This window comes from Pedococcus sp. P5_B7 (genome assembly GCF_054049895.1).
Genome location: NZ_JBFULM010000002.1, coordinates 689,777 through 705,083, shown reverse-complemented (window position 1 = coordinate 705,083; position 15,307 = coordinate 689,777). Strand labels below are relative to the sequence as shown.

General features: G+C 71.3%; 15 protein-coding genes. 12 read left to right on the top strand and 3 right to left on the bottom strand.

Features of this window, described 5'->3' with window-relative positions; all coding sequences use genetic code 11:
* Positions 1-2: 2 nt before the first annotated feature.
* From ACXJKD_RS06200 to ACXJKD_RS06190, 3 genes are all read right to left on the bottom strand, one after another.
* Positions 3-1,382 (bottom strand): DUF4331 domain-containing protein, encoded by a 1,380-nt coding sequence (locus tag ACXJKD_RS06200; protein ID WP_457253594.1) that lies wholly within the window; start codon positions 1,380-1,382, stop codon positions 3-5.
* 2 nt (positions 1,383-1,384) lie between these two features.
* Positions 1,385-1,645 carry a hypothetical protein gene (locus ACXJKD_RS06195; protein WP_457253593.1) on the bottom strand — a complete coding sequence of 87 codons (261 nt, stop codon included), beginning with the start codon at positions 1,643-1,645 and terminating at the stop codon, positions 1,385-1,387.
* Positions 1,646-1,956: 311 nt separating this feature from the next.
* On the bottom strand, positions 1,957-2,922 hold the full coding sequence (locus ACXJKD_RS06190) for a MerR family transcriptional regulator (protein ID WP_457253592.1): 966 nt from the start codon (positions 2,920-2,922) through the stop codon (positions 1,957-1,959).
* Between the two features lie 89 nt (positions 2,923-3,011).
* On the opposite strand from ACXJKD_RS06190, the gene ACXJKD_RS06185 reads away from it, so the two are divergent.
* The 12 genes from ACXJKD_RS06185 (at position 3,012) to ACXJKD_RS06130 (ending at position 15,274) form a co-directional block, all read left to right on the top strand.
* Positions 3,012-4,229, top strand: a complete 1,218-nt coding sequence (locus ACXJKD_RS06185; protein WP_457253591.1) for a heparan-alpha-glucosaminide N-acetyltransferase domain-containing protein — start codon at positions 3,012-3,014, stop codon at positions 4,227-4,229.
* Between the two features lie 65 nt (positions 4,230-4,294).
* On the top strand, positions 4,295-5,701 hold the full coding sequence (locus tag ACXJKD_RS06180) for an NAD(P)/FAD-dependent oxidoreductase (RefSeq protein ID WP_457253590.1): 1,407 nt from the start codon (positions 4,295-4,297) through the stop codon (positions 5,699-5,701).
* Positions 5,698-6,429 carry a DUF1365 domain-containing protein gene (locus ACXJKD_RS06175; protein ID WP_457253589.1) on the top strand — a complete coding sequence of 244 codons (732 nt, stop codon included), beginning with the start codon at positions 5,698-5,700 and terminating at the stop codon, positions 6,427-6,429. Before ACXJKD_RS06180 ends, ACXJKD_RS06175 begins: the two co-directional genes overlap by 4 nt.
* A complete protein-coding gene (locus tag ACXJKD_RS06170) occupies positions 6,426-7,760 on the top strand; it encodes a class I SAM-dependent methyltransferase (protein WP_457253588.1) in 1,335 nt (444 codons plus the stop codon). The genes ACXJKD_RS06175 and ACXJKD_RS06170 overlap by 4 nt, the downstream gene beginning before the upstream one ends.
* Positions 7,760-9,073 carry a class I SAM-dependent methyltransferase gene (locus tag ACXJKD_RS06165; RefSeq protein WP_457253587.1) on the top strand — a complete coding sequence of 438 codons (1,314 nt, stop codon included), beginning with the start codon at positions 7,760-7,762 and terminating at the stop codon, positions 9,071-9,073. Before ACXJKD_RS06170 ends, ACXJKD_RS06165 begins: the two co-directional genes overlap by 1 nt.
* Positions 9,073-9,858 carry a DUF1295 domain-containing protein gene (locus tag ACXJKD_RS06160; RefSeq protein ID WP_457253586.1) on the top strand — a complete coding sequence of 262 codons (786 nt, stop codon included), beginning with the start codon at positions 9,073-9,075 and terminating at the stop codon, positions 9,856-9,858. The genes ACXJKD_RS06165 and ACXJKD_RS06160 overlap by 1 nt, the downstream gene beginning before the upstream one ends.
* A gap of 119 nt (positions 9,859-9,977) precedes the next feature.
* Complete coding sequence (locus ACXJKD_RS06155; protein WP_457253585.1) at positions 9,978-10,574, top strand: RNA polymerase sigma factor; 597 nt, start codon at positions 9,978-9,980, stop codon at positions 10,572-10,574.
* Entirely contained in the window at positions 10,567-11,265 is a 699-nt protein-coding gene (locus tag ACXJKD_RS06150) for a hypothetical protein (RefSeq protein WP_457253584.1), read from the top strand. The genes ACXJKD_RS06155 and ACXJKD_RS06150 overlap by 8 nt, the downstream gene beginning before the upstream one ends.
* A gap of 96 nt (positions 11,266-11,361) precedes the next feature.
* Positions 11,362-11,784, top strand: coding sequence for an HIT family protein (locus ACXJKD_RS06145; protein ID WP_457253583.1), 423 nt, complete (start codon positions 11,362-11,364; stop codon positions 11,782-11,784).
* 94 nt (positions 11,785-11,878) lie between these two features.
* Positions 11,879-12,391: a methylated-DNA--[protein]-cysteine S-methyltransferase gene (locus tag ACXJKD_RS06140; protein WP_457253582.1), complete on the top strand. Its 513-nt coding sequence runs from the start codon at positions 11,879-11,881 to the stop codon at positions 12,389-12,391.
* A 123-nt stretch (positions 12,392-12,514) separates the two neighbouring features.
* Entirely contained in the window at positions 12,515-13,669 is a 1,155-nt protein-coding gene (locus ACXJKD_RS06135) for a lytic murein transglycosylase (RefSeq protein ID WP_457253581.1), read from the top strand.
* 180 nt (positions 13,670-13,849) lie between these two features.
* Positions 13,850-15,274: an NAD(P)/FAD-dependent oxidoreductase gene (locus ACXJKD_RS06130; RefSeq protein ID WP_457253580.1), complete on the top strand. Its 1,425-nt coding sequence runs from the start codon at positions 13,850-13,852 to the stop codon at positions 15,272-15,274.
* Positions 15,275-15,307: the final 33 nt, after the last annotated feature.

Here is a 15,307-nt window from a genome sequence, read left to right as displayed (position 1 = left end):
GCTCAGGCCGCGGGTGTCCCGGGCATCGTCTGGTAGCCCCCGGCCGGGTGGCCGAGGTAGGGGAACGCGCTGAGGTAGGGCGCGTTCGTGTTCGACGTGCCGTCGGCGAGGCCGCCGGAGGCCGCGTCGGGCGTGAAGGTCGGGTCGACCAGCGGGATGGTCGCCCCGGCCACGGCCCGGAGCTCGATCGCCACGACGTCGTCGATCAGGCGACGGCCGTTCGGGAACCCGGCGGCGTCACCCGCGACGAGCCCGATCGGGTTGGGGTTCGCCGTGGGCGGCACCGCGACGTTGAGGCGCAGCATGTCGGCCTGGGTGCTCCCGGTGTAGTTCTGGAAGCCCGGGACGACGCCCTTGGGGATGCCGGTCAGCAGGATCGCGAGCAGGTCCGCGCGGTCCTTGGTGTAGGCGGCCAGCTTCGGGAAGACCCCCGGGTAGAGGACCGGGAGCAGCTTGGCGAGCTCCGGCCTGGCCACGTACTGGGCGAAGTCGGAGTCGTCGTGGGGCTGACGGGCGTTCCAGCGGTCCTTCTTGGCCATCGGGGTGATGACCTCGTTGAACAGGGGGTTCCCGAGGCGGGAGACCTGGCTGAACGGACCACGCCACGCGTAGCGCCCGGCGTAGTCGTCCCAGATCCGCGACTTCTGCCGGCTGGCCGTGGCCCAGACGCCGATGACGGACCCGGCGTCCAGCGGGTCGCTCGGCTTGTTGCCCCTGCGGGTCAGGTCGGAGATCGGCACCTGGATGGCGATGCTGTGGACATTGAGCCCTTGGGTGCCGTTGACCCCGACTGCCGTCGCCGACGGGATCAGGTGAGCCATCTGGAACGGGCGCAGCGTGCCCAGGTCGAAGATGCTCCCCAGGTCGACGTGGAACCCCTCGGCCCGCTGGCCGGCGAACACCTTGCGTCCACCCTGGATCGAGTGGACCGCCTGGCCGGCCAGGCTGGCGTAGTTCGGCGTGCTGCGCGGGCCGATGTTGACCGGAGGGCAGGACAGCCGGCTGGCGAGCAGTCGGCCGTAGTCGCCCCGCACCAGCCGGGTCACCGAGTAGGACTGGGGACGGTTCCAGGCCGGGTCGGAGATCGAGGTGATGCGCCCGGTGTTGTACAGGAAGGTCGAGTCGTTGCGGACCTTCGTGTGGAACCGGAACTGGTAGGTCACGTCGGCGCGCGCATCGCCGCGGTTGCTCACGTGGATCTCGTAGAGGACGTCGTCGCCGAACTCGTAGAAGTTCGGTCCGCCCTGGGGGTTCTGGAACGGGATGAAGTTGGCGATCAGCGTGACGGTGTCCGGCTGGTCAGGGCTCACGAAGGCGTAGACGTCGGTGTTGTCTGCCACCGGGTCCTTGGAGACCTCTGGTGCTTCGCGGTGCGAGGACATGACTACTTCCTCGCTGCTCGGGTCAGGCGACGGACCAGGTCGGCGTCCTGCACGACGACCTCGTCCTCACCGAACAGGATGGCGACGCGCCCGGTGGTCACGTCGTCGATATAGGCGACGAGGGGCTCGCCGTCCGGTGCGGAGTCATCCGGCCGCTGGCCGGAGGGGGCGGCCAGGGCCCCCGGTGCAGCCGCGAGTGCCGCGGCGGCGGCAGCGCTCGACCCGGCCGCGGCCAGGAAGATTCGCCGTGAGGTGTTGCTCATTGCTCACTCCTTCAGAGTGCGCGGGCAGCGGGATCCCGCGCGGTGGTGGCCTGGTCAGCGCGGGAGCACCCAGACTGACGTGACCCACCTCACATTCGGGGCGGTCGGCCTCGCTGGATTGGCGTCGGCGAAAGCGCCGCACCTCTGGCCACCGGCGTCGGCGAAAGCGCCGCACTTCTGGCCACCCATGTCGGGGTATGGCGTGAAAGGGGGGCGCGGATGCGGCACGGCTGGCCAGAAGTCGGGGTGGTCGGGGTGGTTCGCGCGCTGGCCGCGCGGGAGCTCGCGCAATGGCCGCGCGGGAGGTCGCGTCAGCTGGCGGCGGCGCGGCCGAGGGCCAGGGCGAGGCGGTGGGCAGCGGTGGCCACGGAGTGCCCGAGGGTCACCGCGCCCTGCCCGACCTCGAACTGCGCGCCACCACCGACATGCACCCGCAACACCGGGTCGGCGGCGCGCAGGGCGGCGACCGTCTCCCGCGTGGACAACACGTCGGTGGGGGTGGGGGTCCCGATCACCACCGCGGCCGGCCGTTGCTGCTGGACGACACGGACCCAGTGCTGGGCGGGCAGGTCGGCCCCGAGGTAGAGGACGTCGACGCCGGCCCGCCGCAACATCACACTGAAGGCGAGGATCCCCAGCTCGTGCTGGGCCCCTCGCGGCAGCCCCACGGCCACCCGTGGTCCGCCGGCACTCGGGGTGGCCGCCGCCAGCTCGATCGCCAACCGTCGGTGCACGGTCGCGCTCACCACGTGCTCACCGGCGACGTCCACCCGCCCGGCCCGCCACTGCGCCCCGAGCATCTCGAGGGCGGGCATCAGCCAGACCTCGACGACCTCCTCCAGGGGGCCGGCCGCGAAGGCGGTCGTGATGGCCTCGTCGATCGCAGCCGGGTCGAGCTCGGCGGCCCCGCGGGCCAGGGCTGTGACGTCCCACGACCCGGACGCGTCCCGGTCGGCTGCGGAGTCATCCGTCGAGGGAGCGTCGGCGATCTCCCCGCCGTCCTGCTCCTCGGTGGCGAGATAGGGATCCCAGGGCGCGTGTTGCGGCTCGCCCTCCGAGGTGACGTCGGAGCGCAGGTGCTCGGCGGCCTGACTGGGGGACCAGCCGGCCGCAACGAGGGCGCCCATCGCCCGCAACAGCTGCAGGCCCTGCTCGTCGTACAGCCGGTAACCGCCCTCGGTGCGCACCGGGCGCACGAGTCCGTAGCGGCGTTCCCACGCCCGGATCGTGGCGGACGGGACGCCGGTCAGACGGGCGGCGTGCCCAATCGTGTACACCCCCGCAGGGTCCCACATCGTTGCGCAAAGCATGGACAAGTTCGCTGGTGAGGGGCCCAATCGGGGGAGGCGGCTGACAGGATGACGCCATGAGCGGACCCCTCCTGCCCGAGGTCGCGCCGGGCCGGGTCGTGGGGGTCGACGTGGCCCGTGCCCTGGCTCTCGTGGGCATGATGGCCACGCACATGCTGCCCGGACTGGTCGGCACCCACGTGCCGTGGGCGCAGCAGGTGGCCGGCGGCCGCGCCTCGGCCCTCTTCGCGGTGCTGGCCGGGGTCAGCGTCGCCCTCGTCAGCGGCCGGACCCGGCCGGCGCACGGACGAGCGCGGTATGCCGTGTCGACCAGGTTGGTGGTCCGCAGCCTGGTCATCGGCGCCATTGGCCTGACCTTGGGGCTGGTGCCGACCGGGATCGCCGTGATCCTGGCCTACTACGCCGTCCTCTTCCTCCTCGGCCTGCCCTTCCTGGGGCTGCGGGCGCCCGCGCTGGCCGTGCTGGCGGGCGTCTGGGCCCTGGCCGGGCCGGTCCTGTCCCTGGTGCTGCGACCGCACCTTCCCGCCCACGAGGTCGGCAGCCCCACGCCCGGCTCCCTGGCCTCGCCCCTCCACCTGCTCAACGAGCTGCTCTTCGTCGGCTACTACCCGGCAGCGGTCTGGCTGGCCTACCTGCTGGCCGGGATGGCGATCGGTCGCGCAGACCTGCTCCGCAAGGGCATCGAGGTGGTGCTCCTCGCCGGCGGCGCTGCCCTCGCGGTGGCCGCCATGGTGCTCTCGCGGGCGCTCCTGTCCCGCGACGACGCCTGGGCCGCGCTCGGGGCGACCTACCCGGACCAGGGGGTCGGTGCGGACCATGAGCTCCTGGCCGCCGCCCTGACCCACGGTCTCCACGGCACGACCCCGACCGACTCGTGGTGGTGGTTGGCCACGGTCGCCCCGCACTCCGGGTCGCCCCTCGACCTGGCCCAGACGATCGGCAGCGCCATGGCAGTGCTCGGGCTGTGCCTGCTGGGGACGCGGGTCCGGCCCCGGGTCTGGGCCGCGGTCTTCGGCGCCGGGGCGATGACGCTGAGCCTCTACACGCTGCACGTCCTGATCATGGGAGAGGGCTGGTGGCCGGACCTCGAGACGCCCGGCAGCTACCCCGACCAGGTGCTCATCGTGCTGGGCGTGGGAGCCGTCTTCGCGCTGGTGCCGCTCAGGGGGCCTCTCGAGGCGTTCGTCGCGCTGCTGTCCCGCACAGCAGCCGCGCCGTGGACGGACCCTGCCCGTGACCCCGAGCCCAGGGCAGGCGCAGGACCATTCCGGTGACCCAATCCAGCAGGTCAGGCGTGCCGAATCACTGCCGACCCGTCACCGAGAATGGATGGACCCCCATGTCTGCACCACGCCGCGCCGTCATCGGCAGCGGAGTCGCAGGGCTCACCGCCGCCCACGTGCTCAGCACACGCGGCGCCGTGACCCTCTACGAGGCCGACCGGCGCCTCGGCGGCCACGCCGACACCCACGAGGTGACGGTGGACGGCCGGACGATCGGCGTCGACACCGGCTTCATCGTCCACAACGACCGCACGTACCCCACCCTGCTCCGCCTGTTCCGTGAGCTCGGCGTGGAGACGCAGGAGTCGGACATGAGCATGTCCGTCCGCGACGACGAGGCGGGCCTGGAGTATGCCGGTGCGCGGGCTGCCCGGGGACTCTTCCCACGAGTGGCCAACCTGACCAACGGCAAGTACCTGCGGATGCTCACCGAGGTGAAGAAGTTCCACCGCGAGGCCAAGGCGGTCCTCGCCCGGCAGGCCACCGACGCCGACCGTGACGAGACCCTCGGCTCCTTCGCCGGACGCTGCGGTTTCAGCCCCTACTTCACCCGCCACTTCCTGGAGCCGGTCGTCGCCGCTGTCTGGTCCTGCGACCCGTCCGTGTCGTTGCACTACCCGGCGCGCTACCTGTTCGAGTTCCTCGACCACCACGGCATGCTCACCGTCTTCGGCTCGCCCACCTGGCGCACCGTGACCGGTGGCTCCAAGCGCTACGTGGAGGCAGTCGCTGCCGGGATCGAAGACATCCGGTTGTCGACTCCCGTGCGTTCGGTCGTCGAGACCGCGAAGGGTGTCGTGGTGACGGACGCCCACGGCACCGAGGACGTGTTCGACTCGGTGGTCATCGCCGCACACCCGCACCAGGCCCTGGCCATGCTCGCCGAGCCGACCCGTGCCCAGCACGACGTGCTCAGCGCGATCACCTACTCGCGCAACGTCGCCCAGCTGCACACGGACGAGTCGGTGCTCCCTCGGACGTCGGGGGCGCGCGCTTCGTGGAACTACTGGCGTCGGGCCGAGGGTGACGGCACCGGAGTGCTGGTCACCTACGACCTCACCCGGCTGCAGAGACTCGACGTGACCGACCGTCGCTTCCTCGTCACCCTGAACGGCGTGGACTGCGTGGACCAGGGTCTCGTCATCGACACGATGCACTACGAGCACCCGCTCTACACTCCCGAATCCGTTGCGGCGCAACGTCGCCTTCCCGAGATCAACACCGCTCGCATCGCCTTCGCGGGGGCCTACCACGGGTGGGGCTTCCACGAGGACGGGGCGCGGTCCGGTGCGGTCGCCGCCGAGGCGCTCGGGGTGCCGTGGACCGAGGACGAGCCTTCTGTACCTGCCGGTCGCCACCGCGCCGACGTGACCCTGGACGCGCGCGAGGTCGCGCCGGTCGACGACGCGACGGGTCTCGTCGGCGAGGCCGAGGGTGACCTCGAGGAGGTGGGCGCCCGATGAAGGCACCTGCCGCCACACGCATCTACGCGACCTCGATCGTGCACGCCCGCACGACCCCACTCCGCCACAGCTTCCGGCACCGCAGCCACACCTGGCTGGTGGACCTCGACGAGCTGCCCCGACTGGGGCTGCTGGGTCGGCTCGCGAGCTTCGAGTCACGGGACCACCTCGGGTCGCCGGACCACACGCTGCGTGAGAACCTCGACACCTTCCTCGCCACCGAGGGGATCGACCTCGACGGCGGACGGATCCTCATGCTGGCCATGCCCCGGGTCTTCGGCACCGTCTTCAACCCCATCAGCGTCTACTGGTGCCACACCCCCGACGGACGGTTGGCCTGCAACGTGGTCGAGGTGCACAACACCTACGGCGACCGGCACGCCTACCTCGTCCACGCCGACGACAAGGGCCACGCCGAGGTCGACAAGGCCCTCTACGTCAGCCCCTTCAACGATGTCTCGGGCCGCTACCGGCTGACCATCCCGACCCCGGGCGAGACCGTGCAGGTGCAGGTGGTCCTCGAACGCCCGGACCAGGCTCCCTTCGTGGCCGGCCTGCGCGGACGCGCCTTGCCCGTTCGTGCCACGACGGTGCTGCGCCTGGCCGTCACCCAGCCCCTCGAACCCCTGGCCGTCGCTGCGCGCATCCGCTGGCACGGCATCCGCCTGTGGTTGCGCCGCCTGCCGGTCCAGCCACGCCCTTCCCACCACCAGGAGGCAGTCCAGTGACCACCGCCACCGCCGGCCTGTCCACGCGGCCCGCCATCGACGCCAGCCGCTGGCCCGACCTCACCGCCCGTCGCGCCAAGGCGCGTCGCGCCGTCGAGGGCGCCGTCGCCCGCAAGATCTTCCTCTCGGTCGCGCGACGGCTGCCCGTGCGCATCCAGCTCGGGCGTGAGGCGATCGTCGGGGGCGCCGCCACCGACACCACCGCGCCCCTCATGGTGATCGAGCGCCCCGAGAGCTTCTTCGCCGCGCTCGGCGCCGGTGGGCTGATCGGCTTCGGCGAGTCCTACATGACCGGAGACTGGAACGCCGACGACCTCGGCGGCCTGCTCGAGGTCTTCGCTGCCCAGATGGGGACGCTCATCCCCGAGCCCCTGCAGAAGCTCCGCGCCTTCTACGTGGCGCGGGCCCCGCACACCGAGAAGAACACGACGACCAACACCCGCACCAACATCGCGCGCCACTACGACCTGTCCAACGACCTGTTCGCCACCTTCCTCGACGGCACCCTCAGCTACTCGTCGGCCCTCTTCGACGGGGCGGAGGACTCCGGTCGGGCCGTAGCCGGTGAGGCCGTCACGACCAGCGTCCCGAGCACCGTCCCTGCGTGGGAGCAGCTGGCCGACGCCCAACGGCAGAAGATCGACCGGATGCTCGACTCCGCCGGCGTGGGCGACGGGAGCCGGGTCCTGGAGATCGGCACCGGTTGGGGCGAACTGGCCATCCGCGCCGCGTCGCGCGGTGCCCGGGTGTTGTCCGTGACCCTGTCCAGCGAGCAGCAGGCGCTGGCCCGCGAGCGCATCGCCGCCGCCGGCTACTCCGACTCCGTGGACGTCGAGCTGCTCGACTACCGGTTGGTCGAGGGGGAGTTCGACGCGGTCGTGTCGGTCGAGATGATCGAGGCGGTCGGCCACGAGTACTGGGGGGAGTACTTCCGCAAGATCGACAGCGTGCTCGCCCCGGGTGGCAAGGTCGCCATCCAGGCGATCACCATGCCGCACGACCGGATGCAGGCCACGAAGTACACCTACACGTGGATCAACAAGTACATCTTCCCCGGCGGCTTCCTTCCTTCGACCGAGGCGATCATCGACGTCAGCGAGGCGGAGACCACCCTCCACGTCAGCGAGCGGCTCTCGTTCGGGCAGCACTACGCCGAGACCCTGCGCCTGTGGGACGAGCGCTTCCTCGACTCCCTCGACCGGGTGCACGCGCTCGGGTTCGACGCGGTCTTCCACCGGATGTGGCACTTCTACCTCGAGTACTCGCGAGCCGGTTTCCGCTCCGGCTACCTTGACGTCCAGCAGGTCGTGCTCGAGAGGAAGGCTGCCTGATGACCACCATCGAGAGAGTCGATTTCCCAACCGGGACAAGGCGATCCGGCGTCGCAACTGAGATCGCCAACGCGCTTGCCCCGTTCGTCGGCGGCGAGCTGCCGTTGCGCCTCACCGCGTGGGACGGCAGTGAGGCGGGGCCGGCAGGTGCCCCCCACGTCATCCTCCGGTCGCCGCGCGCGCTGCGCCGGCTGCTGCGCCACCCGGGCGAGCTCGGAGCCTCCCAGGCCTACGTCACCGGCGAGCTCGACGTCGAGGGCGACCTCGACGAGGCGCTGACCCACGTCTGGTCAGTGGCGCGCGAGCGCCGGCTCACCGGCATACGTCCCACTCCTGCCGCCCTTGCGGCGGTGCTCAAGGTCGCCCGTGGCGCAGGCGCCATCGGCCTGCCACTTCCCGCCCCGGCCAGCCAGGCTGCGCTCAGCGGACGGCGGCACAGCCTCGGCCGCGACCGTCAGGCGATCCACCACCACTACGACCTGTCCAACGACTTCTACAGCCTCATCCTCGACCCCCACATGGCCTACTCGTGCGGCTACTGGCGGTCCGAGGAGGACGGCTACACCGTCGAGGACGCCCAGCGCGACAAGTTCGAGCTCGTCGGCCGCAAGCTCGGGCTGGGCCCGGGATCGCGGCTGCTCGACGTGGGCTGTGGCTGGGGTTCGATGAGCCTGTATGCCGCGGAGCACTTCGGCGCGCAGGTCGTCGGGGTGACGATCGCGGTGGAGCAGAAGCGGTTCATCGATGCCCGCATCGCCGAACGGGGACTGCAGGACCGGGTGGAGATCCGGCTGCAGGACTACCGCGACGTGCCGGAGGACGACTTCGACGCGGTCGTGTCCCTGGAGATGGGCGAGCACGTCGGCCAGCGCAACTACCCGACCTACGCGAAGGTGCTGCACGACCGGGTCCGGCCTGGCGGCCGCGTCCTCGTGCAGCAGATGTCCCGCCGTGGCCGTCACCCCGGTGGTGGCCCGTTCATCGAGTCCTTCATCGCGCCCGACATGCACATGCGACCGGTCGGCGAGACCGTCGACCTCATCGAGGCCTCGGGGCTCGAGGTGCGTGACGTGCATGCCCTGCGCGAGCACTACGTGCGCACCGTCGCAGCCTGGCACCGCACCTTCGAGGACAACCTCGACCAGGTCATCGCCCTCGTCGGTGAGGAGGTCGCGCGCGTCTGGCGGCTCTACCTCGTCGGTGGTGCGATGGCCTTCCGCGACGGCCGGATGGGGGTCGACCAGATCCTCGCCGTCCGCCCCCACCACGGGGAGTCAGACCTCGAGCCGGTGCGACCGGCGGGCTGGTCCTGATGTTCGACGGCTCGAACTTCCTTGCTGTCACCGGGTTCTCACTCCTGGCGATCATCCTGCTGATGGTCGCCACGGCCGTGGAGGGGCATCGCCAGGGCAGGGTCAGCGTCGTCGACACCACCTGGGGGCTGGGCTTCGTCGTCGTCGCAGCCGTGGCCGCGGTGGTGGGTGACGGGGCCGGCTGGCGTCGAGTGGCGCTGCTCGTCATCGTGGCCGTCTGGGGGCTGCGGCTGGCGTGGCACATGCACCAGCGCAACAGTGGCAAGGGCGAGGACCCGCGCTACGCCGCCATGCTCGAGAAGGAGACCGGCAACCCGACCCTCGTCGCCATCCGGAAGGTGTACGGCATACAGGGGCTCTCGGTGTGGTTCGTGTCGCTGCCGATCCAGGTCAGCGCCGCCGCGGGCGGGGGAGCGGTGGTCGTCGCGCTGGTGGGCCTGGCCCTCTGGCTGCTCGGCGTCTGCTTCGAGTCGCTGGGCGACAAGCAGCTCAAGGACTTCAAGGCCGACCCTGCCAACAGGGGCACGGTGATGGACCGTGGTCTGTGGTCCTGGACGCGGCATCCCAACTACTTCGGGGACTCCTGCGTCTGGTGGGGGATCTGGCTCGTGGCGGCGAGCGCCTGGCCCGGTGTCCTGACCATCCTCTCGCCCGTGGCGATGACCTACTTCCTGGTTTTCGCAACCGGCGCAAGGCTGCTCGAGAAGCACATGGCGGAGCGCCCCGGGTATGCGGAGTACCAGCAGCGCACCAGCTACTTCCTGCCGCGACCACCTCGACGCTGACGCGAGAGTTCAGGGGCAAACAGCCACAAACCCCGGTCTGACCCGCTACTGTGCTCGATTGGCGAGCAGGGCGCCACGGAGCTGGGTCGAGCGGAGGTGTCGACGTGGATGGTGTCGCCATGGACGACGCCGTCGCTGCCGCGAGGACCGGTGACCCCGCCGCCTTCGGCCAGCTGTGGCGGGAGCTGTCGCCCCGCGTGGCCGGGTACCTCCGCTCCCACGGTGTCGCCGACGCCGAGGACGTCACGAGCGACGTGTTCCTCGCGGTCTTCCGCCAGATGGGGCGGTTCTCGGGCGGAGGGGCAGCCTTCCGCGCCTTGGTCTTCACCGTCGCGCACCGCAGGCAGGTGGACTGGCACCGCCAGCGGACCCGCTGGGGCACGTGGGTGACCCTCGACGAGGCCGGACCTGACCCGACCGAGCCGTCGGCCGAGGCCGCAGCCCTGGGCCTGCTCGCGGAGAAGCAGGTCGCCGAGGTGCTCGACACTCTCACACCCGACCAGCGGTCCGTGCTGCTGCTCCGGGTGGTGGCCGACCTCAGTCTCGAGGAGACGGCGACCGTGCTCGGCAAGGACCTTGGCGCCGTGAAGTCACTGCAGCACCGGGCGCTGGCCCGGCTGCGGAGAAACCTTCCGGGCGCAGCAGGAAGTGAAAAACTTTCGCCAGAGCCGTATCCCGGGGACGCCCTCGCGCGATTGAACCCTCGACATGCCTGAATCCGAGGAGTTCCCCCCCAGCGGACTGCACCTGCCGGCAGACGACCCGGCGGGCCCTGCCGTCGACGCGCTGCGCGCCATGGCATCCCACGGGCCCGTCGAGCCCAGCCCAGAGCTGGCGGCATTCCTCGACGACCCCGCTGTCCTGGGTTCGGGCACCACCCCCACCTCAAGGAGAGATCTCGTGAAGGTTGTTCGACTTCCCATCCGCCGGGCCGGCCGCGTCGCCGTCGCCGTCGGAGCAGCCCTTGCCCTCGCCGCGATCGGCGGCGTTGCCGTGGCCGCGACCGGTGGCACCCCGGACCGTGAGCCCGCCCAGGTGCAGCAGGACGACCCGAGCGACACGACCACGTCGACGTCCACCGAGACCGAGACCCCGGAGACCGAGACGGCCACGGCCGAGCCCGAGGAGTCGGAGACCGCCGACGACGACGCCGAGGACGCCGAGACCCACACCGCCAACCCGACCGCGTCGGCCAACCACCACGATGGCAAGGGCAAGGACGACGAGCACGCCGATGTCAACGGCGGAGGCGTGGTCGACCACCACTCCGAGCACTCGACGGCAGCCCACCAGAACGGTGACGACGACGACCAGGGTGACGACCAGGGCGACGAGCAGGGCGAGGACCACGGCAGCGGCCACGGCGACGACCAAGGCGACGAGGGCGGGTCGAAGGGCGACGACTGAACCGCCTTCCGGACCACGCTGACCGGTCGCTGCCCCGAGCCGTGCGGGGCAGCGACCGGTCCGGCGTGGTGGGTGCGCCCGGGCTAGAGTCCGCTCGTGGACTGTCTGTTCTGCCGGATCATCGACGGCGCGCTGCCGGCGACCGTGGTGCTCGACGAACCGTTCACGCTGGGCTTCCTCGACACCCGGCCGGTGTTCAAGGGACACGTCCTCCTGGTGCCGAAGATCCACGTCGACACGCTCGTCGACCTGCCCCCTGAGCTGCTCCCCGTGCTGATGGGAGCGGCCCAGCGGATGTCCGGGGCCGTGGTGACGGGCCTCGGCGCGCAGGGGTCGTTCGTCGCGGTCAACAACGTCGTCTCGCAGTCCGTGCCGCACCTGCACGTCCACGTCGTGCCACGCACCAAGGGGGACGGCCTGCGGGGCTTCTTCTGGCCCAGGACCACCTACGCCTCGGACGACGAGGCGCAGGAGTATGCCGCGCGGCTGGCTGCCGCCCTCCCGCCGCCGCCCGCCTGACGCGACGTGTTCGGAAGATCCACCGGGTCCTGGCCCGGTGGATCTTCCGAACAACGTGGTCGGGCTGTCGGGGGTGACTGGCAGGATCGGCACCGTGCGCAGCCACCTCGTCACGTCGTCGCCCCTCGGCGAGCTGACCCTCGTGGCCGAGGACGGTGCCCTGGTCGGCTGCTTCATGGCCTTGCCCGACCGCGACCCGTCCGACGAGACCCTCGGTGAGCCCGCCGAGCCGGGGTCGGCCGACCCGGTGCTGCGCGAGGCCGAGTCCCAGCTCGCCGACTACTTCGCGGGGGAGCGCACCGAGTTCGACCTCCCGCTCGCACCGCGCGGCGACGAGTTCCAGCTCAAGGTCTGGGCCCTGCTGCGGGAGATCCCCTACGGCGAGACGCGCAGCTACGGACAGCTCGCGCGGGTCCTGGGCGACGTCAACCTCAGCCAGGCGGTCGGGTGGGCCAACGGCCGCAACCCCATCAGCATCATCGTGCCCTGCCACCGGGTCATCGGGGCCGACGGCTCGTTGGTCGGCTACGGAGGAGGGCTCGACCGCAAGCGCTTCCTGCTCGCGCTGGAGGAGCCGCCCGCTGACGAGGCACACCGCCTGTTCTGACCGCGCGACTGTGACTGGTGTGACTCCTGTCCGTTTGGTGGTCGTCCGTTCGTCCGGCATTGCCCCGGAGCGCCCGTGTCGGCGAGGTCACGACCGCGAGGATCCACGGGGAAAGGGGGCGCCATGTGGATGCGGAGGCGCCGGGCGGGTGCGGCGGTGCTCGCCGCTGCGACCGTGCTCCTCAGTGCCTCCACCTCGCCCCCGGCAGGCAGGCCGACCGACGCTCACCTGCGACCCACCGCAGACCTCACGGCGCTGGCCCTCGTCGCGGTGCCTGCTCAGTACTCGTTCGACGACCTCGCCCCGACCGAGGCTGGCGCCCGGGAGTATGCCGGGCCACCGGCCCTGGTGCTGGCTGGCCCGCGCATGCCGCCACGACCGCCGCGCACCGGCGCCCACGGCAGCTCGCCCGCCGCGGGGACCCCGCAGGCCGTGCTGGCGGCCGCCTACCGCAAGGCCGTCTCCGGCTCGCCGAAGAGCTGTCACCTGCGAGTCGAGCACCTCGCAGCCATCGGCCAGGTCGAGTCGGGCTCGATCGGTGGCCGGTCGGTGACCTCGGCGCACCGGGTGGCGCCCGCGATCTACGGCCCGCTGCTGGATGGCGGACCGTTCGCGGTGGTCCACGACAGCGACGGCGGTGGCTACGACGGAGACGGCCAGTACGACCGGGCGATGGGTCCGTTGCAGTTCCTCCCCGGCACCTGGCGGTGGGCCGGACGCGATGGCGACGGGGACGGGCGTCGCGACCCCCAGAACGTCTTCGACGCCGCACTCGCGACGGCTGGCTACCTCTGCCTCGGCGGGCGGGACCTGTCGCACGCCGGCGACCTGAGGTCCGCGGTGCTGTCCTACAACCAGTCCGGCCAGTACCACTCGGCGGTGCTGGAGTGGGTGTCGTACTTCCGTCAGCACGGCCTCGCCGCCCTGACCAGTGTGGCCTTCCGGGTCGGATCAGGCGGCCGAGCGAGCGCGTTGGCCGAGCTCGGACCCGACGCGGACCAGGCCGCTGACCAGGCCACCGGACCCGCCAAGGCAACGCCCACCAAGACCCCGGCGAAACAGCCTCCGCCCACCGCGACCGACACCCCGACGGCACCCGTCACGACCAGCCCGTCGACCACGCCGACGCAGCCCAGCCCACCACCCACGACGCCACCCACGACGACACCGATCGACCCCACTCCGGAGCCGACGATCCCGGCTCCGACCACGACGACACCGCCCCCCGCCTCGTCCACCCCTTCGCCGCCCGACCCCGAGCCGTCGCCGGCCGGCTGACCAGGGGGTGGGACGGCGACGTGACGCGCGTCGCACTTCACGCTGGTAGGGGGCCGAACGGCATACCACGGGGTCTAGCGTCGTTGACGAGAGTGACTGCTGGTCCGCACAGCAGACGTCAGTGAGGACGGCACCCCGACAGGGGTAGCCGTCCTTCGCCTTTCACAGGAGAGTGGTGGAATGACCTCGCAGCAGGTGCCCACAACACCGTCGCGTCACCGGGTCGTCGTCATCGGTTCAGGCTTCGGCGGCCTCTTCGGCACGCAGGCCCTCAAGCGGGCCGACGTCGACGTCACGCTGATCGCCAAGACCACGCACCACCTCTTCCAGCCGCTGCTCTACCAGGTCGCGACCGGCATCCTCTCCGAAGGCGAGATCGCGCCCGCGACGCGGGAAGTCCTTGCGCGCCAGCGCAATGCGCGCGTCCTGCTCGGCAACGTCACGCACATCGACCTGGCCGCCAAGACGGTGACGTCCCGCGTCCTCGACCGCGACACGGTCACCGCCTACGACACCCTGCTCGTGGCAGCCGGCGCGGGCCAGTCCTACTTCGGCAACGACCACTTCGCGCAGTTCGCCCCGGGCATGAAGTCGATCGACGACGCCCTCGAGCTGCGCGGCCGGATCTTCGGGTCGTTCGAGTGGGCCGAGCTCGCGAGCACGCCCAAGGAGATCGAGCGACTGATGACCTTCGTCGTCGTCGGCGCCGGCCCGACCGGCGTGGAGATGGCCGGCCAGATCGCCGAGCTGTCCCGTCGCACGCTGCGCAAGGACTTCCGCAACATCGACACCAGCCGGGCACGCATCGTGCTGTTGGACGCCGCCCCGACGGTGCTGGCCGCCTTCGGTGACCAGCTCGGCGCCAAGGCCGCCAAGCGGCTCGCCGAGATCGGCGTGGAGGTGCAGCTGGGGGCCAAGGTCACCGGCGTCGACGCCACCGGCATCGACGTCGAGGACGCCGACGGCACCCAACGCCGCATCGAGTCGGTCTGCAAGGTCTGGGCGGCCGGTGTGCAGGCGTCCGAGCTCGGCGCCCAGCTGGCCGAGCAGTCCGGGGCGCAGCTCGACCGCGCCGGGCGCGTCGCCGTGAACGACGACCTGACGCTGCCGGGGCACCCCGAGGTCTTCGTCGTCGGCGACATGGCATCGCTCAAGGGCTACCCGGGCGTCGCGCAGGTCGCCATCCAGGGTTCGCGCTACGCCGCCGAGCAGCTCAAGCGTCGACTCGCCGGCAAGGAGCCCAAGGGGCCGTTCGAGTACCACGACAAGGGCTCGATGGCGACGATCTCGCGGTTCAGCGCGGTCGCCTCGATCGGCAACCTGCGGTTCACGGGGTTCGTCGCCTGGCTGCTGTGGCTGGCGGTCCACCTCGTCTACATCATCGGCTTCAAGCACCGCCTGACCACCCTGCTGCACTGGGCCGTCAGCTTCCTCGGGCGCGGTCGCTCGGAGCGCACCGTGACCGAGCAGCAGGTCTTCGCGCGCACAGCGATCGAGCAGCTGGGCTCGGGCTACGCCCCGTCGCTGCCACGGGTCGCCGCCGACAAGAAGTCTCCGACCCAGTCCGTGGCCCAGGCGCGCGAAGAGGGCAGCCGCATCCTCTGAGCCGCTGCACCGTGCCCGCTGCGTGAGATGCCG

Bases quoted from the DNA above. Each gene is read 5' to 3' on its own strand.
- ACXJKD_RS06200 (WP_457253594.1), bottom strand. From the start codon at position 1,382: ATGTCCTCGCACCGCGAAGCACCAGAGGTCTCCAAGGACCCGGTGGCA.
- ACXJKD_RS06195 (WP_457253593.1), bottom strand. From the start codon at position 1,645: ATGAGCAACACCTCACGGCGAATCTTCCTGGCCGCGGCCGGGTCGAGC.
- ACXJKD_RS06185 (WP_457253591.1), top strand. From the start codon at position 3,012: ATGAGCGGACCCCTCCTGCCCGAGGTCGCGCCGGGCCGGGTCGTGGGG.
- ACXJKD_RS06180 (WP_457253590.1), top strand. From the start codon at position 4,295: ATGTCTGCACCACGCCGCGCCGTCATCGGCAGCGGAGTCGCAGGGCTC.
- ACXJKD_RS06175 (WP_457253589.1), top strand. From the start codon at position 5,698: ATGAAGGCACCTGCCGCCACACGCATCTACGCGACCTCGATCGTGCAC.
- ACXJKD_RS06165 (WP_457253587.1), top strand. From the start codon at position 7,760: ATGACCACCATCGAGAGAGTCGATTTCCCAACCGGGACAAGGCGATCC.
- ACXJKD_RS06160 (WP_457253586.1), top strand. From the start codon at position 9,073: ATGTTCGACGGCTCGAACTTCCTTGCTGTCACCGGGTTCTCACTCCTG.
- ACXJKD_RS06155 (WP_457253585.1), top strand. From the start codon at position 9,978: ATGGACGACGCCGTCGCTGCCGCGAGGACCGGTGACCCCGCCGCCTTC.
- ACXJKD_RS06150 (WP_457253584.1), top strand. From the start codon at position 10,567: ATGCCTGAATCCGAGGAGTTCCCCCCCAGCGGACTGCACCTGCCGGCA.
- ACXJKD_RS06135 (WP_457253581.1), top strand. From the start codon at position 12,515: ATGTGGATGCGGAGGCGCCGGGCGGGTGCGGCGGTGCTCGCCGCTGCG.
- ACXJKD_RS06130 (WP_457253580.1), top strand. From the start codon at position 13,850: ATGACCTCGCAGCAGGTGCCCACAACACCGTCGCGTCACCGGGTCGTC.